The following is a 19,335-nucleotide window of genomic DNA, read 5'->3' on the forward strand; positions in this document are numbered from 1 at the left end:
CCCGGCCGGGACGGGGAACCGTTTTCCTGCTACGAGAAGGTCAGGAGCAGACGGTGCCGTTCAACGTCGCCGTCGAGAACGGTGGCGTCGAGCCGCTGTAGTTCGCGTTGTAGCCGATACTCACCTGGCCGCCGGACGGGATCGAGCCGTTCCAGGACGCGTTGACGACGCTGACGACGTCGCCGCCGTCGGACCACGTCCCGTTCCAGCCCTGCGTGACGGTCACACCGGGAGCCGAGAACGTGAACGTCCAGCCGTTGACCGCGGCCCCGCGGTTCTCGATCACGATCTCCGCGCTGTAGCCGCCCTGCCACTGGCTGATCAGGCGATGGCTCGCCCGGCAGCCGGTGCCGGGGTTGCCGCCCGAGGTCGTGGTGGTGGTCGTGGTGGTGGTCGTGGTCGTAGTAGTGGTGGTCGTGGTGGTCGGTCCTGCCGCCATCGCCAGTTCGTAGGCCCGCTGCGGCACGAACTGACCGGCCGGCCCGATGCAGCCGTCGGACTCACCGGGCAGCTTGACCCACAGGAACGCGTCGATCCGCGAGTCACCGGTATTCACGGTGCTCGGGGTGCCGATCGCGCGGCCTGGCGGGTCGCACCACTCGGTGCCCTGCGGGCCGTTGCCGTTGCGGCTGGTGTCCACCACGGCCTTGAGCCGGCCGTCGCCGACGGCGTTGAGCACGTTCTTCGCGTAGTTCACCTCGTCGGAGGTCCAGCGGTAGTTCGACACGTTCGTCGAAATGCCGTCGGCGCTGTTCGACACGTCCGCGGCGCGCAACCTGTTCGCGGCCTCCGACGCGCTGAGCCACGCGGAGTTGCCGATGTCGAAGTACACCTTGGCCCGCGAGGAACCGGACTTCAGCTTCTTGCCCGCGTAGGCGATGGACGCCTTGGTCTGGTTCTGCTGGTCCGCGTTCTGGCAGTTGCTCATGATCGGCAGGACGTCCGGTTCGAGCACGATCGTCGCGGCACGCCCGGCGAGCCCTGCCGCCACCTCGTCGACCCACGCCCGGTACGCCGCGTGGGACGGCGCTCCGCCACCGCTCGCGCCGCCGCAGTCGCGGTTGGGGATGTTGTAGACCACCAGGATCGGGATCTTCCCGGCCGAGGCGGCCGCGCCGACGAACGAACTGACCTCCGAGCGGACCGACGAGGTGTTGGTCGTCGTGTACCACCGTGCCTGCGGCACCGAGGCGATGCGGTCGCGGATGACCGCCGCCCGCGAGTCACCGGGGTTGGCGGCCACCCATCTGGCGCTCGAGCTCGCCGGGTCGACGTAGAACGCCGACTCGGCGGCACTGACCGAGACACCTCCGCCCACGGTCAGGGCGACGGTGCCGGCGACGAGCACGCCCACGGCCGCGCAGGCACCCATCGCGGGCTTCCATCGTGTGGTGCTGCCGCTCGCCGGAACGCCGGGTGAAAGATGCGGCCGGGACGAGGGATCGTTTGCTCTCATTCAGGTCCTCGCAGCGTCGTTGCTGGTGCGGTAAGGGGTGTGAGAGCGCTCTCATGAATGGCGGCAAGCATCCGCCTGCGAGAGCGGGTTCGACTCGGGGTCAACGTAACCACGGCTCCATGGGCCGTCAAATGCTAAAAATGTTAGCGCTAACTTTAGCAATATCCATTCGACCTGGGTGCTGGCAGTCGATGGTCCAGGCCATTTTTCGTGCAGATTGGGAGCGCTCCCTTCTTTTTGTACTCCGTTCAGCTCAATCTGGGCGCAAAAACCGCGACGCCTTCTTGTGAGCGCGAACACGGAGCTGCCACACTCCTGCACGGCGTGCCCCACGCGGCCCCTCTACGACGCTCACCCGCACGTGAGTGAAGGAGACGGCAGTGAACAGTTCTGGTTGGTACCGAAGACGTTCCGGCCCCGAGGCCAGCACGCCACCGCGCTGCGGGTGACGGCGCTCAGCACCTTCGCGATTCCGCACACCGAGACTCCCGGCAACGCCGCACCGGACCTCACCACGTGCGCGGGGATCGCTCTCCCTGCCCACCACGCCCGCGTTCCGGGCGAGTTTTCGAAAGTTGGAAGATGAAACTGACATCGAGGTCAGTGTCACTTGTCCCGATCGTTTCGGCTGTCGCGGCGGCGGCGCTCGGAGCCACCCTGATCGTGACGGCCACCGCCAACGCTGCCACCACTCTCGGTGCCGCGGCCGCACAGACCGGCCGCTACTTCGGCGCCGCGGTCGCGGCGTCCAAGCTCGGCGACTCGACCTACGTGAACATCCTGAACACGGAGTTCAACATGGTCACCGCCGAGAACGAGATGAAGTGGGACGCGACCGAGCCCAACCGCGGCCAGTTCAACTACTCCAGTGGTGACCGCATCCTCAACCACGCCTTGAACAACGGCAAGCGGATGCGCGGCCACGCCCTGCTGTGGTACCAGCAGGAACCGGGCTGGGCGCAGCGCATGGAGGGCTCCGACCTGCGGCAGGCCATGATGAACCACGTCACCCAGGTCGCCACCCACTACAAGGGCAAGATCTACGCCTGGGACGTCGTCAACGAGGCGTTCGCCGACGGCGGCAGCGGGGGCAGGCGCGACTCCAACCTGCAGCGCACCGGCAACGACTGGATCGAGGCCGCGTTCCGCGCCGCCCGTGCCGCCGACCCCGGCGCGAAGCTCTGCTACAACGACTACAACACCGACGGCATCAACCCGAAGTCCACGGGCATCTACAACATGGTGCGCGACTTCAAGTCCCGCGGTGTGCCGATCGACTGCGTCGGGTTCCAGTCGCATCTGACCAACAACCCGCCGGGGGACTACCAGGCGAACCTCCAGCGCTTCGCCGACCTCGGCGTCGAGGTGCAGATCACCGAGCTCGACATCGCCGGCAACCAGCAGGCCAACGCCTACGGCGTCGTGACGAAGGCCTGCATGGCCGTCCGCGCCTGCGCCGGCATCACCACCTGGGGCATCCGCGACACCGACTCGTGGCGCGGTGGCGAGAACCCGTTGCTGTTCACCGGTTCCGGCGCCAAGAAGCCCGCGTACACCGCGGTGCTGGACGCGCTGAACGCGGGTGGCCCCGGCCCCACAACGACGACGACCACCACCACCACCACGACAACCACCACCACCACGACGACCACGACGTCCAACAACCCCGGACCCGGTGACTGCACCGCTTCGGTGTCGCTGAACCAGTGGGGTGAAGGGTTCGTCGCGACGATCAAGGTCACCGCCGGGTCCTCCGCGCTGAGGGGCTGGCGGGTCACGACGACCTTGTCGAACGGCACGGTCACGAACTCGTGGAGCGCCAACCGCAGCGGTAACAGCGGAACCGTGAACTGGACCAACGTGGACTACAACGCCAACGTTCCGGCCGGTCAGTCCACCGAGTTCGGCTTCCAGGGCACCGGCAGCGGATCGGGGCTCAACCCGACCTGCGCCGCGAGCTGACGTTCCACATCACACACCCCCAGGGACCTCGCGGACCGGGCGAACAGCCCGGTCCGCGGAGCCTCCCTGCCCTCGCAGGAGACGATGATGGCCACGAAACGAAGTCTCTGGACGACCATCGCCGCGGTCGCGGGCCTGGTCCTGACGGTGATCGCCCCGGCGAGGGCGGACAACCCGATCGTGCAACACATCTACACCGCCGACCCGGCGCCGTTGGTCCACAACGGACGGGTGTATCTCTACACAGGACACGACGAGGACAATTCGACCTGGTTCACCATGAAGGAGTGGCGGGTCTGGTCGTCGGCCGACATGGTCAACTGGACCGACCACGGCTCACCGATGAGCCTCGCCACCTTCAGCTGGGCGAAGCAGGACGCGTGGGCCGGGCAGGCGATCGAGCGCAACGGCAAGTTCTACTGGTACGTCCCGGTCGTCACCAAGGCCACCGGACGCCCCGCCATCGGTGTCGGCGTGTCCGACAGCCCCACCGGGCCGTTCCGCGACGCCCTCGGCCGGCCCCTGGTGGAGAACGGCGAGATCGACCCCACGGTGATGATCGACGACAACGGGCAGGCGTACCTGTACTGGGGCAACCCCAACCTGTCGTACGTGCGGCTGAACACCGACATGATCTCCTACTCCGGCGGCATCAACCGGATCCCTCTCACCACGGCCGGGTTCGGCACCCGCACCGGTGACCCCAACAGGCCGACGCTGTACGAGGAAGGCCCCTGGGTCTACAAGCGCAACGGCCTGTACTACAACGTCTTCGCCGCCAAGTGCTGCTCGGAGTTCATCGCCTACTCCACGGCTCCCGGTCCCACCGGCCCGTGGACCTACCGCGGCACCGTGATGCCCACGCAGGGCAACAGCTTCACGAACCACCCCGGCATCATCGACTTCAAGGGCAGCTCGTACTTCTTCTACCACAACGGCGCTCTGCCGGGCGGTGGTGGCTTCACCCGGTCCGTCGCCGTCGAGAAGTTCAGCTACAACGCCGACGGCACGATTCCGCAGATCAACATGACGACGGCGGGACCACCGGCCGCGGACACGCTCAACCCCTACACGCGCCAGGAAGCCGAGACGATCGCGTGGGGCAACGGCATCGAGACCGAGAAGTCCAGCGAGGGCGGCATGAACATCGCCAACATCAACAACGGTGACTACGTCAAGGTGAAGAACGTGGCTTTCGGGGCCGGCGCGAACCTCTTCGCCGCTCGGGTCGCGTCCACCGTCGCCGGCAGCTCCGTGGAGGTGCGCTCCGGCAGCCCGACCGGTCCGCTCGCCGGCCGGTGCGCGGTGCCGAACACCGGCGGCTGGCAGAACTGGACCACCGTCTCGTGCCCGGTGAGCGGGCTCACCGGCACCCGTGATCTCTACCTGAGGTTCAGCGGTGGCAACGGTTTCCTGCTCAACATGGACTGGTGGACGTTCGGCACGGCCGGCAGGAGGAGCGCGTCATGAGCGCCCGGTCGCACCCCGACAGGTTCGGGATCATCGCGCTCCTCGCGGCGTTGACACTGCTGCTAGCCGCCGTCGGACTCTCGTTGGTGCCCCAACCGGCGCAGGCCGCGTCGCTGGTGCGGGTCACGAACTTCGGCACCAACCCGACCGGCCTGAACATGTACGTGTACGCGCCCGACCGGATCGCGGCCCGTCCGGCGATGCTGGTGATGGTGCACTACTGCAGTGGTTCCGCGAGTGCCGTCCACAACGGCAACGGACGCGACTACGTCACGGCGGCTGACCGGCTCGGGTACCTGATCGTCTACCCGGAGGCCACGAGGGACGGTCACTGCTTCGACGTCTCCACGCCGAACGCCTTGCGGCGCAACGGAGGCGGCGACTCCACGGGGATCATGTCGATGGTGTCGTACGCGCGCCAGCGCTACAACGTGGACCCCGAGCGGATCGTCGTCGCCGGTTTCTCGTCCGGCGCGATGATGACCAACGTGCTGGCCGCCCAGTACCCGGACGTGTTCAGCGCGGGCTCGGCGTTCTCCGGTGTTCCGGCAGGCTGCTTCGCCACGACGAACGGCTCGTTGTGGAACAGCCAGTGCTCGGGCGGAAACGTGCAGAAGACCCCGCAGCAGTGGGGTGACCAGGCCAGGGCGATGTATCCCGGCTACACCGGCCGTTACCCGCGGATGCAGCTGTGGCACGGCACGACCGACACCACGCTGGCGTACCCGAACTTCGGCGAGGAGCTCGACCAGTGGACCAACCTCCACGGGGTGAGCAGGACGCCGCTGTCGACCGACCAGCCGCAGCCGAGCTGGACGCGCACCCGGTACGGCACCACCGGCACGACGGCGACGATCGAGGGCATCAGCATCCAGGGCACCGGGCACAGCCTGCCGATGGCCGGAATGCTCGCGTACTCCATCGCCTTCCTCGGCCTGGACAAGCCGCCCACCACAACGACGACGACCACCACCACCACCACCACAACGACAACCACCACGACAACAACGCCGGTGCCTGTCAACGGATGCAGGGTCACCGCTTCGGTCAACGCCTGGAACACCGGCCTGACCGAGACGATCACCATCGCCAACGCGTCCACCACCGCCGTGAGCGGCTGGCAGCTGCGGTTCACGCTGCCCGGCGGACAGGCGATCACGAGCGGCTGGAGCGCGAGTTACTCCCCCACCACCGGCGAGGTGACCGCACGCAACGTCGACTACAACGCCCAGATCCCGCCGAACGGTTCGGTGTCGATCGGTTTCCAGGCGACCCACACCGGTGACAGCACGGCCGCAGCCGGATTCACCCTCAACGGCGAGCCGTGCGAAGTGGCCTGACCGCCAGAGAACCATTGGAGGAACAGCATGTCCGACCTGAACCGGCGGCAGCTCTTGAAGCTCGGCGCGGGAGCTGTGCTGACGCAGGCAGGGTGGACAGCGACGGCCGCCGCGGCACCCGCGCAGGTGCGCGCGGCCGGCGACCTCTCGCTGTGGTACGACCGGCCGGCCGGATCCGACTGGCTGCGCGCCCTGCCGGTGGGCAACGGCCGGCTCGGCGCGATGGTGTTCGGCAACACGGACACCGAACGCCTGCAGCTCAACGAGGACACGGTCTGGGCGGGCGGCCCGCACGACTACAGCAACCCCCGGGGCGCCGGCTCGCTCGCCCAGATCCGGCAGCTCGTGTTCTCGAACCAGTGGACGCAGGCGCAGTCGCTGATCGACCAGACGATGCTCGGCAACCCCGCGGGGCAGCTCGCGTACCAACCCGTCGGCGATCTCCGGCTGGCATTGCCTTCCGCGACCGCGTCCGGGTACCAGCGCTCGCTCGATCTCACGACGGCGACGACCGTCGTGACGTACACGGCGAACAACGTGCGCTACCGGCGCGAAGTGTTCGCCAGCGCGCCGGACCAGGTGATCGTCGTGCGGCTGACCGCGGAGACACCGGGCTCGGTCACGTTCTCCGCCTCGTTCTCCTCACCCCAGCGCACGACGGCGTCCAGCCCGGACGCCACGACGATCGCGCTGGACGGGATTTCCGGCACCCAGCGCGGCATCGCGGGCACTGTCAAGTTCCTCGCACTCGCGAGGGCGGTCGCCGAGGGCGGCACGGTCTCCAGCTCCGGCGGGACGTTGCGCGTGACCAACGCCAACGCGGTGACCGTGCTGATCTCCATCGGCACCAGCTACGTCGACTTCCGCACGGTCAACGGCGACTACCAGGGCCTCGCACGCAACCGCCTGAACGCCGCGCAGGGCCTCGCCTTCGACACGCTGCGGGCCCGTCACGTCGCCGACTACCAGGCGCTGTTCGGGCGCGTGACGCTCGACCTCGGCCGCACCTCGGCGGCCGACCAGCCGACCGACGTCCGCATCACCCGGCACGCGAGCACCCCCGATCCGCAGTTCTCCGTGCTGCTGTTCCAGTACGGCAGATATCTGCTCATCTCGTCGTCGCGACCCGGCACGCAACCGGCGAACCTGCAGGGCATCTGGAACGACCAGATGGCCCCGTCGTGGGACTCGAAGTACACGCTGAACGCCAACCTGCCGATGAACTACTGGCACGCGAACACCACGAACATCGGCGAGTGCTTCCAGCCGGTTTTCCGCATGATCAACGATCTGACGATCACCGGCGCGCGCACCGCCCAGGTGCAGTACAACGCCCGCGGGTGGGTCACCCACCACAACACCGACGCCTGGCGCGGTTCCTCGGTCGTCGACTTCGCGGCGGCGGGCATGTGGCAGACGGGTGGAGCGTGGCTCTCGACGATGATCTGGGACCACTACCGGTTCACCGGCGACGTGGACTTCCTGCGCACGTACTACCCGGCGCTGAAGGGGTGCGCGCAGTTCTTCCTCGACACGCTCGTCACCGAGCCGAGTCTCGGGTACCTCGTCACCAACCCGTCCAACTCGCCGGAGCTCAACCACCACTCGAACGCCAGCGTGTGCGCGGGTCCGACGATGGACATGCAGATCCTGCGCGACCTGTTCGACGGGTGCGCGAGCGCGTCCGAGGTGCTGGGCGTCGACGCGGACTTCCGCACCCAGGTGCGGGCGGCCAGGCAGCGGCTGGCCCCGATGAAGGTCGGCTCGCGCGGCAACGTGATGGAGTGGCTGTACGACTGGGTCGAGACCGAGCCCAACCACCGGCACGTCTCGCACCTCTACGGCCTGCACCCCAGCAACCAGATCACCAAGCGCGGCACTCCGCAGCTGCACACCGCGGCTCGCAGGACGCTGGAGCTGCGCGGTGACGCGGGCACCGGGTGGTCGCTCGCCTGGAAGATCAACTACTGGGCGCGGCTCGAGGAGGGCTCCAGGGCGCACGACCTGATCCGGTCCCTCGTCACCACGGACCGGCTCGCACCCAACATGTTCGACCTGCACCCGCCGTTCCAGATCGACGGCAACTTCGGTGCGACCTCCGGCATCGCGGAAATGCTGCTGCACAGCCACAACGGCGAGCTGCACGTGCTGCCCGCGCTGCCACCGGCGTGGCCCGCGGGCAGCTTCACGGGGCTGCGCGGGCGCGGTGGCTACACGGTCGGCGCGACGTGGGGTGCCGACGGCGCCATCACCCTGTCAGTCACGCCGGACCGCGACGGCACCGTCCGCGTCCGGAACCGGATCTTCGGCGGCACCTTCGAGCTGCGCGACACGACGACCGGCACCGCGATCCAGCCGACGAAGCTGGAAGCGGACCTGGTCGAGTTCTCCGTCCAAAAGGGACACAACTACCGCGCGACCGGCCAGGGCGCGGGATCCGGACCGGTCGTGCGGCCCGGCGTGAACTACCGGCTCGTCGCCCGCCACAGCGGGAAGCCCATCGAGATCGCGGGTTCCTCCACCGCGGCGGGCGCGCTGCTGCAGCAGTGGTCCCAGACCGGCGGCCTCAACCAGCAGTTCGACTTCGTCGACTCCGGTGGCGGCTACTACCGGGTCAGGGCCCGGCACAGCGGTCTGGTGCTCCAGGTCGCGAGCTCCAGCACCGGCGCCGACATCAGCCAGCAGGCCGACACGAACGCGACCAGCCAGCAGTGGCGGGTGGTCGACCAGGGCGGCGGGGTGATCAGCCTGGTCAACCGGCAGAGCAACCTCGCGATGGACGTCTGGAGCGTGTCGACCGCCGACGGTGCCCGCGTCTCCCAGTGGAACCAGACCGGGGCCGACAACCAACGCTTCCAGGTCCAAGCAGTGTGACGAGAAGGGGACAACGATGTTCCACAAGCGCAAGGGACCGTGCCATGTTCCGGCATAGGACCGTCATCGCCATGGCCGCCGCCAGCGCCGTGGTCTTCCTCGGTGCCGCTGGTATCGCGCTCGGCGGCACGACTCCCAGCGACCACGTCGGAAACACCGCGGGAACCGCGGGATGCGGCAAGGCGCCGACGCTGACGAGCGGTCAGCACACGATCAACACGGGCGGCCAGAACCGCAGCTACATCCTGCGGGTGCCGGCCAACTACGACAACAACAAGCAGTACCGGCTGTTCGTCGGCCTGCACTGGCTGGGCGGCACGGCCAACGACGTCGACTCCGGCGGTACCGACGGCTACAACTGGTCGTACTACGGGCTGCGCAAGCTCGCCGATGCGGAGAGCAACGGCACGATCTTCGTCGCGCCCCAGGGCAACAACAACGGCTGGGCCAACCCCAACAACCAGGACCTCACGTTCATCGACGACCTGGTCAAGCTGATCGACAACGGGCTGTGCGTCGACACCACGCGGCGCTTCGCCGGTGGCTTCAGCTACGGCGGGGGCATGTCGTACGCGATCGCCTGCGCCCGTGCCAACGTCTTCCGCGCGGTGGTCGTCTACTCCGGCGGGGTCCTCAGCGGCTGCACCGGCGGCAACGATCCCATCGCCTACATGGGCATCCACGGCGTCAGCGACAACGTGCTCAACATCTCGCAGGGCCGCGGCATGCGCGACAGGTTCGTGCGCAACAACGGCTGCACGCCGCAGAACGCTCCGGAGCCGGCGCCGGGCAGCCGCACGCACATCATCACGAACTTCAGCGGCTGCCGCCCAGGCTTCCCGGTGGTGTGGGCCGCGTTCGACGGTGGCCACACGCCAGGTCCCATCGACTCCGGTGGTGACGGCTGGCGCACCTGGACGTCGGGCGAGGCGTGGAAGTTCATCACCCAGTTCGCGGGTGGCGGCGGTCCCACGACGACCACCACAACCACGACGACGACCACTACCACCACCACGACGTCCAACCCACCCGTTGGTGACTGCCAGGTCAAGGACGCGATCAACGCGTGGAACACCGGGCTGACGTCGAGCATCACCATCACCAACACGGGCTCGGCGCCGATCAGTGGTTGGTCGCTCACCTTCACACTGCCCGGCGGGCAGACCATCACGTCCGGCTGGAGCGCCACCTACTCGCCGGCCTCGGGCCAGGTGACCGCCAAGAACGTCAACTACAACGGCGACATCGCGCCGAACGCGTCGATCACCATCGGCTTCCAGGCCAACCACACCGGCAACACGTCCGCACCGGACTCGTTCGCCCTCAACGGAAAGACCTGCTCGATCTCCTCCTGATCCCACCATCGCCGGACCGCCGCCCGGATGAACCACTCACCACAGAGAGCGCGAACATCCATGGGACACCGAAAAACTCTCCGCAAGGCGGGGTGGCTGGTCGCTGCGGCCGCCTTGATCTTCTCCGGGCCGGGGGTCGCCAGCGCACAGGCTCCCCCCGCGTCCGCCGGCCAGATCAGCGCCACCGCGACTCCGGGCTGCGGCAAGGCTCCCACCTTGCGCAACGGCAACCAGACGATCCAGACCAGCGGCAAGACCCGCTCGTTCATCCTGAGCATCCCCGACAACTACGACAACACCAAGCAGTACCGGCTGGTCTTCGGCTTCCACTGGCTGGGCGGCACCTCCGACCAGGTGGCGGGCGGCGGCAGCGATGGCGCCGTCTACGCCTACTACGGACTGAAGCCGCTGTCGAACAACTCGACGATCTTCGTCGCGCCGCAGGGGTTCAACAACGGCTGGGGCAACTCCGGCGGCGAGGACGTCAAGTTCGTCGACGACATGATCAGCCGCATCGAGAACGACCTCTGCGTGGACACCACGCAGCTCTTCTCGCTCGGTTTCAGCTACGGCGGCTCGATGAGCATCTCGCTCGCCTGCTCCCGCCCGACCGTCTTCCGCGCCATCGCCGCGATCGCGAGCCCCGGTGAGATCAGCGGTTGCGCCGGAGGTACCGCGCCGGTGGCCTACATGGGCATCCACGGCATCAACGACAACATCGGCGGCGGCCGTGGCCAGCGCGACCGCTGGGTCCGCAACAACGGCTGCACGCCGCAGAACGCCCCCGAGCCGGGACCCAACAGCCGCACCCACATCACCACCTACTACTCGGGCTGCAAGACCGGCTACCCGGTGGTCTGGGCACCCTTCGACGGCGGGCACCAGCAGGGTCCCGTGGACGGGTGCGGTGGGTGTGAGAGCGGCGCCCGCAGCTGGGTGAAGACCGAGGTGTGGAAGTTCTTCACCGGTGACACGACTCCCCCGAACCCCGGTCCGACCCCCTTCCGGTTGCGCGGCGAGGCTTCCAGCCGGTGCCTCGACGTCAACGGCGCGGGCACGGCCAACGGCACCCAGATGATCGTCTGGGACTGCCACACCAACGCGAACCAGCAGTTCACCCAGAACGGCCAGACGCTGCAGGTCACCGGCAAGTGCCTGGACGTGCCGAACAACGCGGGTTCCGGCACCAGGGTCCGGATCTGGGACTGCAACGGCGGAGCCAACCAGAACTGGAACGTCGCCAACGGCACCGTCACCAACGTCCAATCAGGACTCTGCCTCACCGCGGGCGGCACGAACAACGGCGCCGCCGTGACCGTGGCGACCTGCCAGGGCGGCACCAACCAGCGCTGGGCCAAGGCCTAGCCCGACAGCGGGTGACGGCGGCGCCGGGCGCGGAGCCGCCGTCACCCGCCGATTTTCCACCGCAACCAGTGTGAGAAACGGAAGGAACAACGATGTTCCAGCAGCACAAGGGGCCCTGCCATGTCCCGGCATAGGCTCGTGATCGCCATGGCCGCCGCCAGCGCCGTGGTCTTCCTGGGCGCGGCGGGCATCGCGCTCGGCGGCACGACTCCGGACGGCCAGGCCGGAATCGCCGCGGGGACCGCGGGATGCGGCAAGGCACCTGCTCTGAACAGCGGGCAGCACACCATCAACAGCGGAGGCCAGAACCGCAGCTACATCCTGCGGGTGCCGGCCAACTACGACAACAACCGGCAGTACCGGCTGTATGTCGGCCTGCACTGGCGTGGCGGCACGGCCAACGACGTCGACTCCGGCGGCACCGACGGCTACAACTGGTCCTACTACGGCCTGCGGAAGCTCGCCGACGCGGAGAACAACGGCACGATCTTCGTCGCACCCCAGGGCAACGGCAACGGCTGGGCCAACCCCGGCGGCCAGGACCTGACCTTCATCGACGACCTGGTCCGGTTGCTCGACAACAGCCTCTGCATCGACACGGGCCAGCGCTACGCCGGTGGCTTCAGCTACGGCGGCGGCATGTCCTACGCGATCGCCTGCGCCCGCGCGAAGGTCTTCCGCGCGGTCGTGGTCTACTCGGGCGCGGAGCTCAGCGGTTGCAGCGGCGGCAACGACCCCATCGCGTACATGGGCATCCACGGCGTCAGCGACAACGTGCTCAACATCGGCCTCGGTCGCGGGCTGCGCGACAGGTTCGTGCGCAACAACGGTTGCACAGCCCAGAACCCGCGCGAACCGAGTGCGGGCAGCAGGACGCACATCATCACGGCCTACAGCGGCTGCCGCGCGGGCTATCCCGTGGTGTGGGCGGCGTTCGACGGCGGCCACACCCCCGGCCCGATCGACTCCGGCGGCGACGGCTGGCGCACCTGGACCTCCGGTGAGGCGTGGAAGTTCATCACCCAGTTCGGCGACGGTGGCCCCGGCCCGACGACGACCACCACCACGCCACCTCCCGACCCGGCCACGTTCCGGCTGCGCGGCGAGGCGTCCGGCCGCTGCCTCGACGTGACCGGCGCGGGCACGGCCAACGGCACCCAGCTGATCATCTGGGACTGCCACACCAACGCCAACCAGCGGTTCACCCAGAACGGCCAGACGCTGCAGGTCAGCGGCAAGTGCCTGGACGCACCGACCAACGCGGGTTCCGGTACCAGGGTGCAGATCTGGGACTGCAACGGCGGCGCCAACCAGAACTGGAACCTCACCAACGGCACCGTCACCAGTGCCCAAAACGGACTGTGCCTCACCGCCAGTGGCACCGGCAACAACGCGGCCGTCACCGTGGCGACCTGCCAGGGCGGCGCCAACCAGCGCTGGGCCAAGGCCTAGGAGGTGAGCGCACGCATGCGGCACAGCGGCAAACCTCGATGGTGGCTGATCGCGGCGGCCGTCGTCGCGCTGGTTGTCTCCAGCGCCGGCCTCGCCACCGCGGACACGCGGACAACTCCTGGCTGCGGCAAGGCTCCCACGCTCCGGAACGGCAAGCTGACGATCCAGAGCGGTGGCAAGAACCGGCAGTTCATCCTGAGCATCCCCGACAACTACGACAACAACCGCCAGTACCGGCTGATCTTCGGCTTCCACTGGTACGGCGGCACCGCCGAGCAGGTGGCGGGCGGCGGCAGCGACGGCGACGTCTACGCCCACTACGGCCTGCGCAGACTGGCCAACAACTCCACGATCTTCGTGGCACCGCAGGGCCTCAACAACGGGTGGGCCAACTCGGGCGGCGAGGACGTGCGGTTCGTCGACGACATGATCAGCCGGATCAGCGGCGATCTCTGCGTCGACACCACGCAGGTCTTCGCCCTGGGCTTCAGCTACGGCGCAGGGATGAGCGTCGCGCTCGCCTGCGCCCGCCCGACGGTGTTCCGTGCCATCGTCTCCATCGCGGGTGGCGAGATCAGCGGATGCGCGGGAGGCACCACGCCCGTCGCCTTCATGGGCATCCACGGCATCAGCGACAACATCGGCGGTGGACGGGCCCTGCGGGACCGGTGGGTCCGCAACAACGGCTGCACCCCGCAGAACCCGCCCGAACCGGCGCGGGGCAGCAACACGCACATCACCACCTACTATTCGGGCTGCAAAACCGGCTATCCGGTGGTGTGGGCGCCCTTTGACGGCGGCCACCAGCAGGGACCGGTCGACGGGTGTGCCGGCTGTGAAAGCGGCGCCCGCAGCTGGGTGAAGACCGAGGTGTGGAAGTTCTTCACCGGTGAATCCCCGCCCACCCCGACGACGTTCCGGCTGCGCGGCGAAGCTTCCGGCCGGTGCCTCGACGTCAACGGGGCGAGCACGGCCAACGGCACCGTGATGATCACCTGGGACTGCCACAGCAACGCCAACCAGCAGTTCACCCAGAACGGCCAGACCCTCCAGGTCACCGGAAAGTGCCTGGAAGCCCCGGCCAACGCGGGTTCCGGCACCCAGGCCCGCATCTGGGACTGCAACGGCGGCGCCAACCAGAACTGGAACGTCACGAACGGCACGATCACGAACGTCCAAACCGGACTGTGCCTGACCTCCAGCGGCAACAACAACGGCGCAGCAGTGACCGTGTCGGCCTGCCAGGGCGGCACCAACCAGCGCTGGGCCAAGGCCTAGCGGCAATGATGCGGGCGGTGGTTCACGCCACCGCCCGCTACCAGCGGTCCGGCGTACTCGCCCGCCGCGACAACAACGGCGGCAACAACACCAGCGGTGGCGGCTGCCTGCCGTCCAGCTCGGCCATCAACAGCTCCACCGCGTGCCTGCCGAGCTCCTCCGCGGGCAGCCGCACCGACGTGAGCGGTGGCGACATCCGTTCGGCCAGCTCGTCCGCGCAGATCGCGACCACGGCGATGTCGCGGGGCACCTCGCGTCCTACCGCACGCAGGCACGCGGTGATCCCGCGCAGCGCCGCCTCGTTGTGCACGACCAGCGCGGTCGTCGACGGGGTCGCGCGCACCAGCGTCTCGGTCGCCCTGAGCACCGCCCCGTGGTCCTCCTCGACCGACACCGCCGTCGCCGCGACACCGCGGCGCATCGCGGCCGCGCTGAACCCCGCCATCGCCCGGTGCGCGAAGCCCGTGGTGCGGCGGTACACGGCGCTCGGAGCGCCGAGAAAGCCGATGGAGCGGTGACCGAGGTCGGCGAGGTGGTCGACGCACTGCGCACCCGCGGCCTCGAAGTCGAGGTCCACGCAGGTGAGGCCCTTCGCCGTCGTCGGCCGTCCGATGAGGACGGACGGGGCGGACAGCTGGCGCAGCCGATCGTCGTCCATGTCGGCGTTCATCTCCGGGTCCATCACCAGGAAACCGTCGACCTGGGCGGCGTTCGCGGCCCGTTTCAGCGCGGGCAGGCCGTCGTCCGCGGTCATCAGCAGCAGGCCCATGCCGTACCTGCGCGCGGTCGTGACCGCGCCGGTGACGAACCGCGTCACCGCCGGCAGATACGTGCCCGCCCGCAACGGCAGCACCAGGCCGATCACGCCCGCTCTGGTCCCGTCGAACTGTCTGGCGGTCACGGGCGGCTCGTACCCCAGCGAGCTGATGCTCGCCCGCACCCTGGACTTCGTGCCCGCCGAGATCGGCCGTTTGCCCGTGAGCACGTAGGAAACGGTGCTCGGGGCGACCCCCGCGTGCTGTGCCACGTCCGCGATGGTGACCACGGGTTTCCTTTCCGAAGAACGCCGAAGAACGCCGAACGCCACCGGTTCCCTGCCGGTTTCCCTTTCGAGATACGCCGAAAACGCCGAGCGCCGCCGTCGCGGATGCGGGCCGCGACGGCGGCGGGCGGTTCCCGCGCGAGCGGAATTCGCGCGGGAACCGATTCAGGGCAGTCTCGTCGTCACAGCGCCGGGTAGGCGTTGCGCATGAGTTCCTGGAACTGTGCGGAGAACCACTTGCCCGACAGCGGGGCGTCCGGCAGCGCGCCCGACATGTTGTTGCCGTTGCGGATGTTGCCGGTGTAGGCCGGGTCGCACATCTTGTCCGCGCCCTTGCCCTCGTTGTTCGGGATCTCCTTGCTCGCGCCGTCGGACTCACCCGGCGGCTTCATCCACACATAGGCGTCGATCCCCGGCGCGGGCGCCGCCTTCGGCCGCTCACCCAGACCGGCACCGGCCTGGTTGCACCAGTTGCCGGTGTGGATACGCCGGTCGAGCCTGCCCCCGTTGACATAGGCGTCCACGCTCGTCTTCGGCCCCGGACCCGTCGGACGGGCGGCACCGCCCCAGCCGTTGCGGCTGGTGTCGATCAGCATGCCGACACCGGGATCGAAGCCCGCCTGGACGGCGCGCTGCCGGAACGCCTGCGCATAGGACTGCTCGTCGACATACCGGTTCCAGTCCACCCACTTCGACTGCCGCACCGACGTGCCGTTCACCGAGTCGTCGATCGTGAAGTACGGCTCCTTCAACGCACCATAGTTCGCCGTGTTGGCGATGAACCCGTGCACGTTCGCCTTCGTGCTGCCCGAGGCGTTCGCCGCCTGGAACAACAGCTCCGCCGTCGGGCCGAAGTTGTCGTCCCAGCCGATCCACCCGTGGTGACCGATGTCCAGATAGTTGTACACGTTCGGCACCGCACCCAGCTTCGCCAGCGCGTAGCCGACACCGGTGATGTAGTTGCCGTTGGCCTTCATCACGTCACACGCCGGCACCGCCGTGTTGCGCGGCGTCACGTTCGTGACCAGGTTCGGCAGCGAGTCGATCTCCACCGTCGTCACGATCCGCAGATTCCGGTACGCCGGCTTGGCGAAGATCGCCGCGATCGGATCGATGTACTCCGACTTGTACCGGTCGATCTCGGTGGGCTTGAGCTCACCATTGGACGCCAGCGCCGAACAGTCACGACCCGGCAGGTTGTAGATCACGAACTGGATCACCAGCGGTGAACCCGCCGCCTGGCGCACCGCCTCCTCCAGATGCCCCTCCACACCACGGCCATCGACCGTGCCGGTGATCGCCGCGATCCGATCGATCCACACCCCGGTCGGCTGGTTCGCCACCCTGCTCCCACCCGGCTCGGCAGCCGCCTTCGCCGACCAGTCCGGGTTCACATACATCTTCGCACCCACGTACGGGTTGTCGACGCGGTTGCCGGGGTCGGGGTTCGGGTTACCGGACGTGGTGGTCGTCGTGGTCGTCGTGGTCGTGGTCGTCGGCTGCTGCTGGCCCGTGCACGTCACACCGTTGAGCGAGAACGACGCCGGGTCGGTGTTGGTGCCGGTGTAGCTGCCGTTGAACCCGATCTCCGTCGACGCGCCCGTACCCAGGTTGCCATTCCACGACATACTCGTCGCGGTCACGTCGGCACCCGACTGCGACCAGGTGGCGCTCCAGCCCTGGGTCACCTTCTGCGAGCCGGGGAACGTGAACTTCAGGGTCCACGACGAGAGGGCGTCGCCCAGGTTGGTGATCTTCACCTTGCCGCCGAAGCCGCCACCGCCCCAGTTGTTCGCCGTGTAGTCGACACGGCAGCCGGGTGCGGCGCCCGCGGGTGGTGCGCTGAGCGCCACCCCGAGCGTCGCGACGGAGGTGGCGACCACGACTCCCGCCGCGGCCCACCGCCTTTGTCCGTTGAGCCTCATTGCCACGGATCTCCTGTCCTTCAATGGTGTTTTATCTCTGTGAGCGAGCACGCGGCGGGCGTGCACTCGAGTCGTTTCAGGCCGAGGTGCTCCATGCCGGTCGAGCCGGTGATCGCGAACCCGTCACCGAACACGAGGTCCGGGTCGCCCCTGACCTCTCCGCTCACCAGCGCCTTGCGCCAGGCCTCGTCGAGGCCCGGCCGGAGCACCAGCAGTCCCAGCTGTTCGTAGGGCGGCTTGGTGCAGGTGCCCCACTCCGCGATGAACGGCTCGTAGACCTTCGCCCGCACTGGTCCCGCGAACGCGGTGAAGTCCCCGCCCTTGCGCACGTCGGTGCAGCCACCGCTGACCTGGTTCAGCCAGGCGGCGATGCCGTCGACCCCGCGAGCCGGGTCCGGGGCCGATCCGGCGCGGACGACCACGATGGCGACCGCGACCGAACCGGCCACGAAGAGGGCGAGGAGGACCCTCATCACGGAACGGCGCAGGAGACGCCGTTGAGCGTGAAGTTCACCGGATCTGGTGCGGTCGCGGTGGTCGACACGTTGAACCCGAACTCGGTGGTGCCACCCGCGGCGATGTCGGCGTTCCAGGAAGCCCCCTTCGCCGTGGCCTTCCCGTTGGCGACGCTGATCGTCGACGACCACGCCGACGACAACTGGTGTCCTGCCGGGAAGTCCCACACGAGCTGCCACGCGCGCACGGCCTCAGCGCTGCCGTTCGCGATCTTCACGTTCGCCGTGAAGCCACCGTTCCACGTGCTCGGCTTGGAGTACGTCACCGTGCAGGCGCCGGGACCGCTGCCGGTGCGGACTCCGACCGCCGCCGACGCCGGCGAGGCGTTGCCCGCGGAGTCCAGCGCCACCACGGTGAAGGAGTAGTCGGTGTTCGCCGTCAGACCCTTCACCGTGACCGAGTTCGTGGCCGAGGTGGCCACCACCTGGCTGCCGCTGTACACGCGGTACCCCGACACACCGAAGTTGTCGGACGAGGCAGGCCAGTCGAGCCGCACCGAGCTGCCCGTGATCGACGACGCGACCGGCGTGCCCGGTGCGGTCGGTGGCTGCGTGTCGGGCACGCCGCCGCCGAACTGGACGTCGGAGCAGCTGTAGAACGCCTCCGGGCTGTCGGAGCGCTGCCAGAGCGAGTAGATGATGTGCCTGCCCGACTTGTTGGGCAGCTTCGCCTGCCAGCTGTACTCACCGTTCGCCTGGGGCGGGTTGGTGATCTTGTCGAACGGCACGGGCTCCAGGTCGGACCACTTGAGCGGCTTCGTGACGTCGAAGCCGTCCTTGGTGACGTACTGCTCCCAGGTGCCGGGGTGCGGCGCCCAGGCGTTGTACCGCAACGTGACGGTGGCGTTCGCCGTCACCTGGGTCACCGGCCAGTCGCCACGCGCCTGGTTGTAGGCGTCGTACTTCGTGGTCGGGCCGCAGAGGTGCCCGTCCGAGATGATCTCCCGGTGCCGTCCGGCCGCGTTGCTGATCAGGTTGCCGTACCAGTCCCACAGCGGTTGCTTGCCGCCGAGCGCGACCGCTTCGACGCACGCAGGGTTGGTGGGCTTCAGGTCGCCACCACCGCTGCCGGCCCTGCCGTCCTCGTAGCAGGCGTAGGTGCGGCTGGCGGGCCACACCATGGAGCCGTGCGCGAGCGCCGTGCCACCGGTGTGCACGAGAACCGCGCCGACCGCCGCTGCGACGGCCAGGAGTGCGATGCGTTTTCTCATCTCGGTACTCCTCAGCCGAAGAGTTCGGTGTGCAGGGCGAAGGCGGTGGCGATCTCCGACTGCGCCCAGAACCGGTGGTAGGTGAACGTC

The 19,335-nt window shown here is 68.4% G+C and carries 14 protein-coding genes; 8 read left to right on the plus strand and 6 right to left on the minus strand.

The window, feature by feature from the left end; genetic code table 11:
- Positions 1–40 precede the first annotated feature (40 nt).
- Positions 41–1,372: a glycoside hydrolase family 6 protein gene (locus JOD27_RS14425; protein ID WP_204762701.1), complete on the minus strand. Its 1,332-nt coding sequence runs from the start codon at positions 1,370–1,372 to the stop codon at positions 41–43.
- A 666-nt stretch (positions 1,373–2,038) separates the two neighbouring features.
- On the opposite strand from JOD27_RS14425, the gene JOD27_RS14430 reads away from it, so the two are divergent.
- From JOD27_RS14430 to JOD27_RS14465, 8 genes are all read left to right on the plus strand, one after another.
- The gene (locus JOD27_RS14430; protein ID WP_204762702.1) at positions 2,039–3,418 is read left to right on the plus strand and encodes a glycoside hydrolase family 10 protein; all 1,380 of its coding nucleotides are present in this window, start codon (positions 2,039–2,041) and stop codon (positions 3,416–3,418) included.
- A gap of 87 nt (positions 3,419–3,505) precedes the next feature.
- Positions 3,506–4,888: a glycoside hydrolase family 43 protein gene (locus tag JOD27_RS14435; RefSeq protein WP_204762703.1), complete on the plus strand. Its 1,383-nt coding sequence runs from the start codon at positions 3,506–3,508 to the stop codon at positions 4,886–4,888.
- Positions 4,885–6,228, plus strand: a complete 1,344-nt coding sequence (locus JOD27_RS14440; protein ID WP_204762704.1) for an extracellular catalytic domain type 1 short-chain-length polyhydroxyalkanoate depolymerase — start codon at positions 4,885–4,887, stop codon at positions 6,226–6,228. Before JOD27_RS14435 ends, JOD27_RS14440 begins: the two co-directional genes overlap by 4 nt.
- Before the next feature lie 27 nt (positions 6,229–6,255).
- A complete protein-coding gene (locus tag JOD27_RS14445; RefSeq protein ID WP_204762705.1) occupies positions 6,256–9,102 on the plus strand; it encodes a glycosyl hydrolase family 95 catalytic domain-containing protein in 2,847 nt (948 codons plus the stop codon).
- 71 nt (positions 9,103–9,173) lie between these two features.
- The gene (locus JOD27_RS14450) at positions 9,174–10,457 is read left to right on the plus strand and encodes a CE1 family esterase (protein ID WP_204762706.1); all 1,284 of its coding nucleotides are present in this window, start codon (positions 9,174–9,176) and stop codon (positions 10,455–10,457) included.
- A 60-nt stretch (positions 10,458–10,517) separates the two neighbouring features.
- Positions 10,518–11,822, plus strand: a complete 1,305-nt coding sequence (locus JOD27_RS14455; protein ID WP_204762707.1) for a ricin-type beta-trefoil lectin domain protein — start codon at positions 10,518–10,520, stop codon at positions 11,820–11,822.
- Between the two features lie 120 nt (positions 11,823–11,942).
- Complete coding sequence (locus JOD27_RS14460) at positions 11,943–13,274, plus strand: ricin-type beta-trefoil lectin domain protein (protein WP_204762708.1); 1,332 nt, start codon at positions 11,943–11,945, stop codon at positions 13,272–13,274.
- 3 nt (positions 13,275–13,277) lie between these two features.
- Positions 13,278–14,552, plus strand: a complete 1,275-nt coding sequence (locus JOD27_RS14465; RefSeq protein ID WP_307830127.1) for a ricin-type beta-trefoil lectin domain protein — start codon at positions 13,278–13,280, stop codon at positions 14,550–14,552.
- A 37-nt stretch (positions 14,553–14,589) separates the two neighbouring features.
- Here the strand turns inward: JOD27_RS14465 and JOD27_RS14470 are convergent, their stop codons facing one another.
- From JOD27_RS14470 to JOD27_RS47420, 5 genes are all read right to left on the minus strand, one after another.
- Positions 14,590–15,597: a LacI family DNA-binding transcriptional regulator gene (locus JOD27_RS14470; RefSeq protein WP_204762709.1), complete on the minus strand. Its 1,008-nt coding sequence runs from the start codon at positions 15,595–15,597 to the stop codon at positions 14,590–14,592.
- A gap of 179 nt (positions 15,598–15,776) precedes the next feature.
- Complete coding sequence (locus JOD27_RS14475) at positions 15,777–17,519, minus strand: glycoside hydrolase family 6 protein (protein ID WP_204762710.1); 1,743 nt, start codon at positions 17,517–17,519, stop codon at positions 15,777–15,779.
- A gap of 20 nt (positions 17,520–17,539) precedes the next feature.
- Positions 17,540–17,992 carry a hypothetical protein gene (locus JOD27_RS14480; protein WP_204762711.1) on the minus strand — a complete coding sequence of 151 codons (453 nt, stop codon included), beginning with the start codon at positions 17,990–17,992 and terminating at the stop codon, positions 17,540–17,542.
- Positions 17,992–19,245, minus strand: coding sequence for a lytic polysaccharide monooxygenase (locus JOD27_RS14485; RefSeq protein ID WP_204762712.1), 1,254 nt, complete (start codon positions 19,243–19,245; stop codon positions 17,992–17,994). Before JOD27_RS14485 ends, JOD27_RS14480 begins: the two co-directional genes overlap by 1 nt.
- Positions 19,246–19,256: 11 nt before the next feature.
- A partial coding sequence (locus tag JOD27_RS47420; RefSeq protein ID WP_504739939.1) for a glycoside hydrolase family 48 protein occupies positions 19,257–19,335 on the minus strand: 79 nt, incomplete at its 5' end.

Origin of the sequence: Lentzea nigeriaca (assembly GCF_016907955.1) — a bacterium.
Lineage (GTDB): Bacteria > Actinomycetota > Actinomycetes > Mycobacteriales > Pseudonocardiaceae > Lentzea > Lentzea nigeriaca.

Coding starts and splice junctions, on each gene's coding strand:
- JOD27_RS14425 (WP_204762701.1), bottom strand. CDS start 1,372: ATGGGTGCCTGCGCGGCCGTGGGCGTGCTCGTCGCCGGCACCGTCGCC.
- JOD27_RS14430 (WP_204762702.1), top strand. CDS start 2,039: ATGAAACTGACATCGAGGTCAGTGTCACTTGTCCCGATCGTTTCGGCT.
- JOD27_RS14435 (WP_204762703.1), top strand. CDS start 3,506: ATGGCCACGAAACGAAGTCTCTGGACGACCATCGCCGCGGTCGCGGGC.
- JOD27_RS14440 (WP_204762704.1), top strand. CDS start 4,885: ATGAGCGCCCGGTCGCACCCCGACAGGTTCGGGATCATCGCGCTCCTC.
- JOD27_RS14445 (WP_204762705.1), top strand. CDS start 6,256: ATGTCCGACCTGAACCGGCGGCAGCTCTTGAAGCTCGGCGCGGGAGCT.
- JOD27_RS14450 (WP_204762706.1), top strand. CDS start 9,174: ATGGCCGCCGCCAGCGCCGTGGTCTTCCTCGGTGCCGCTGGTATCGCG.
- JOD27_RS14455 (WP_204762707.1), top strand. CDS start 10,518: ATGGGACACCGAAAAACTCTCCGCAAGGCGGGGTGGCTGGTCGCTGCG.
- JOD27_RS14460 (WP_204762708.1), top strand. CDS start 11,943: ATGTCCCGGCATAGGCTCGTGATCGCCATGGCCGCCGCCAGCGCCGTG.
- JOD27_RS14475 (WP_204762710.1), bottom strand. CDS start 17,519: ATGAGGCTCAACGGACAAAGGCGGTGGGCCGCGGCGGGAGTCGTGGTC.
- JOD27_RS14480 (WP_204762711.1), bottom strand. CDS start 17,992: ATGAGGGTCCTCCTCGCCCTCTTCGTGGCCGGTTCGGTCGCGGTCGCC.
- JOD27_RS14485 (WP_204762712.1), bottom strand. CDS start 19,245: ATGAGAAAACGCATCGCACTCCTGGCCGTCGCAGCGGCGGTCGGCGCG.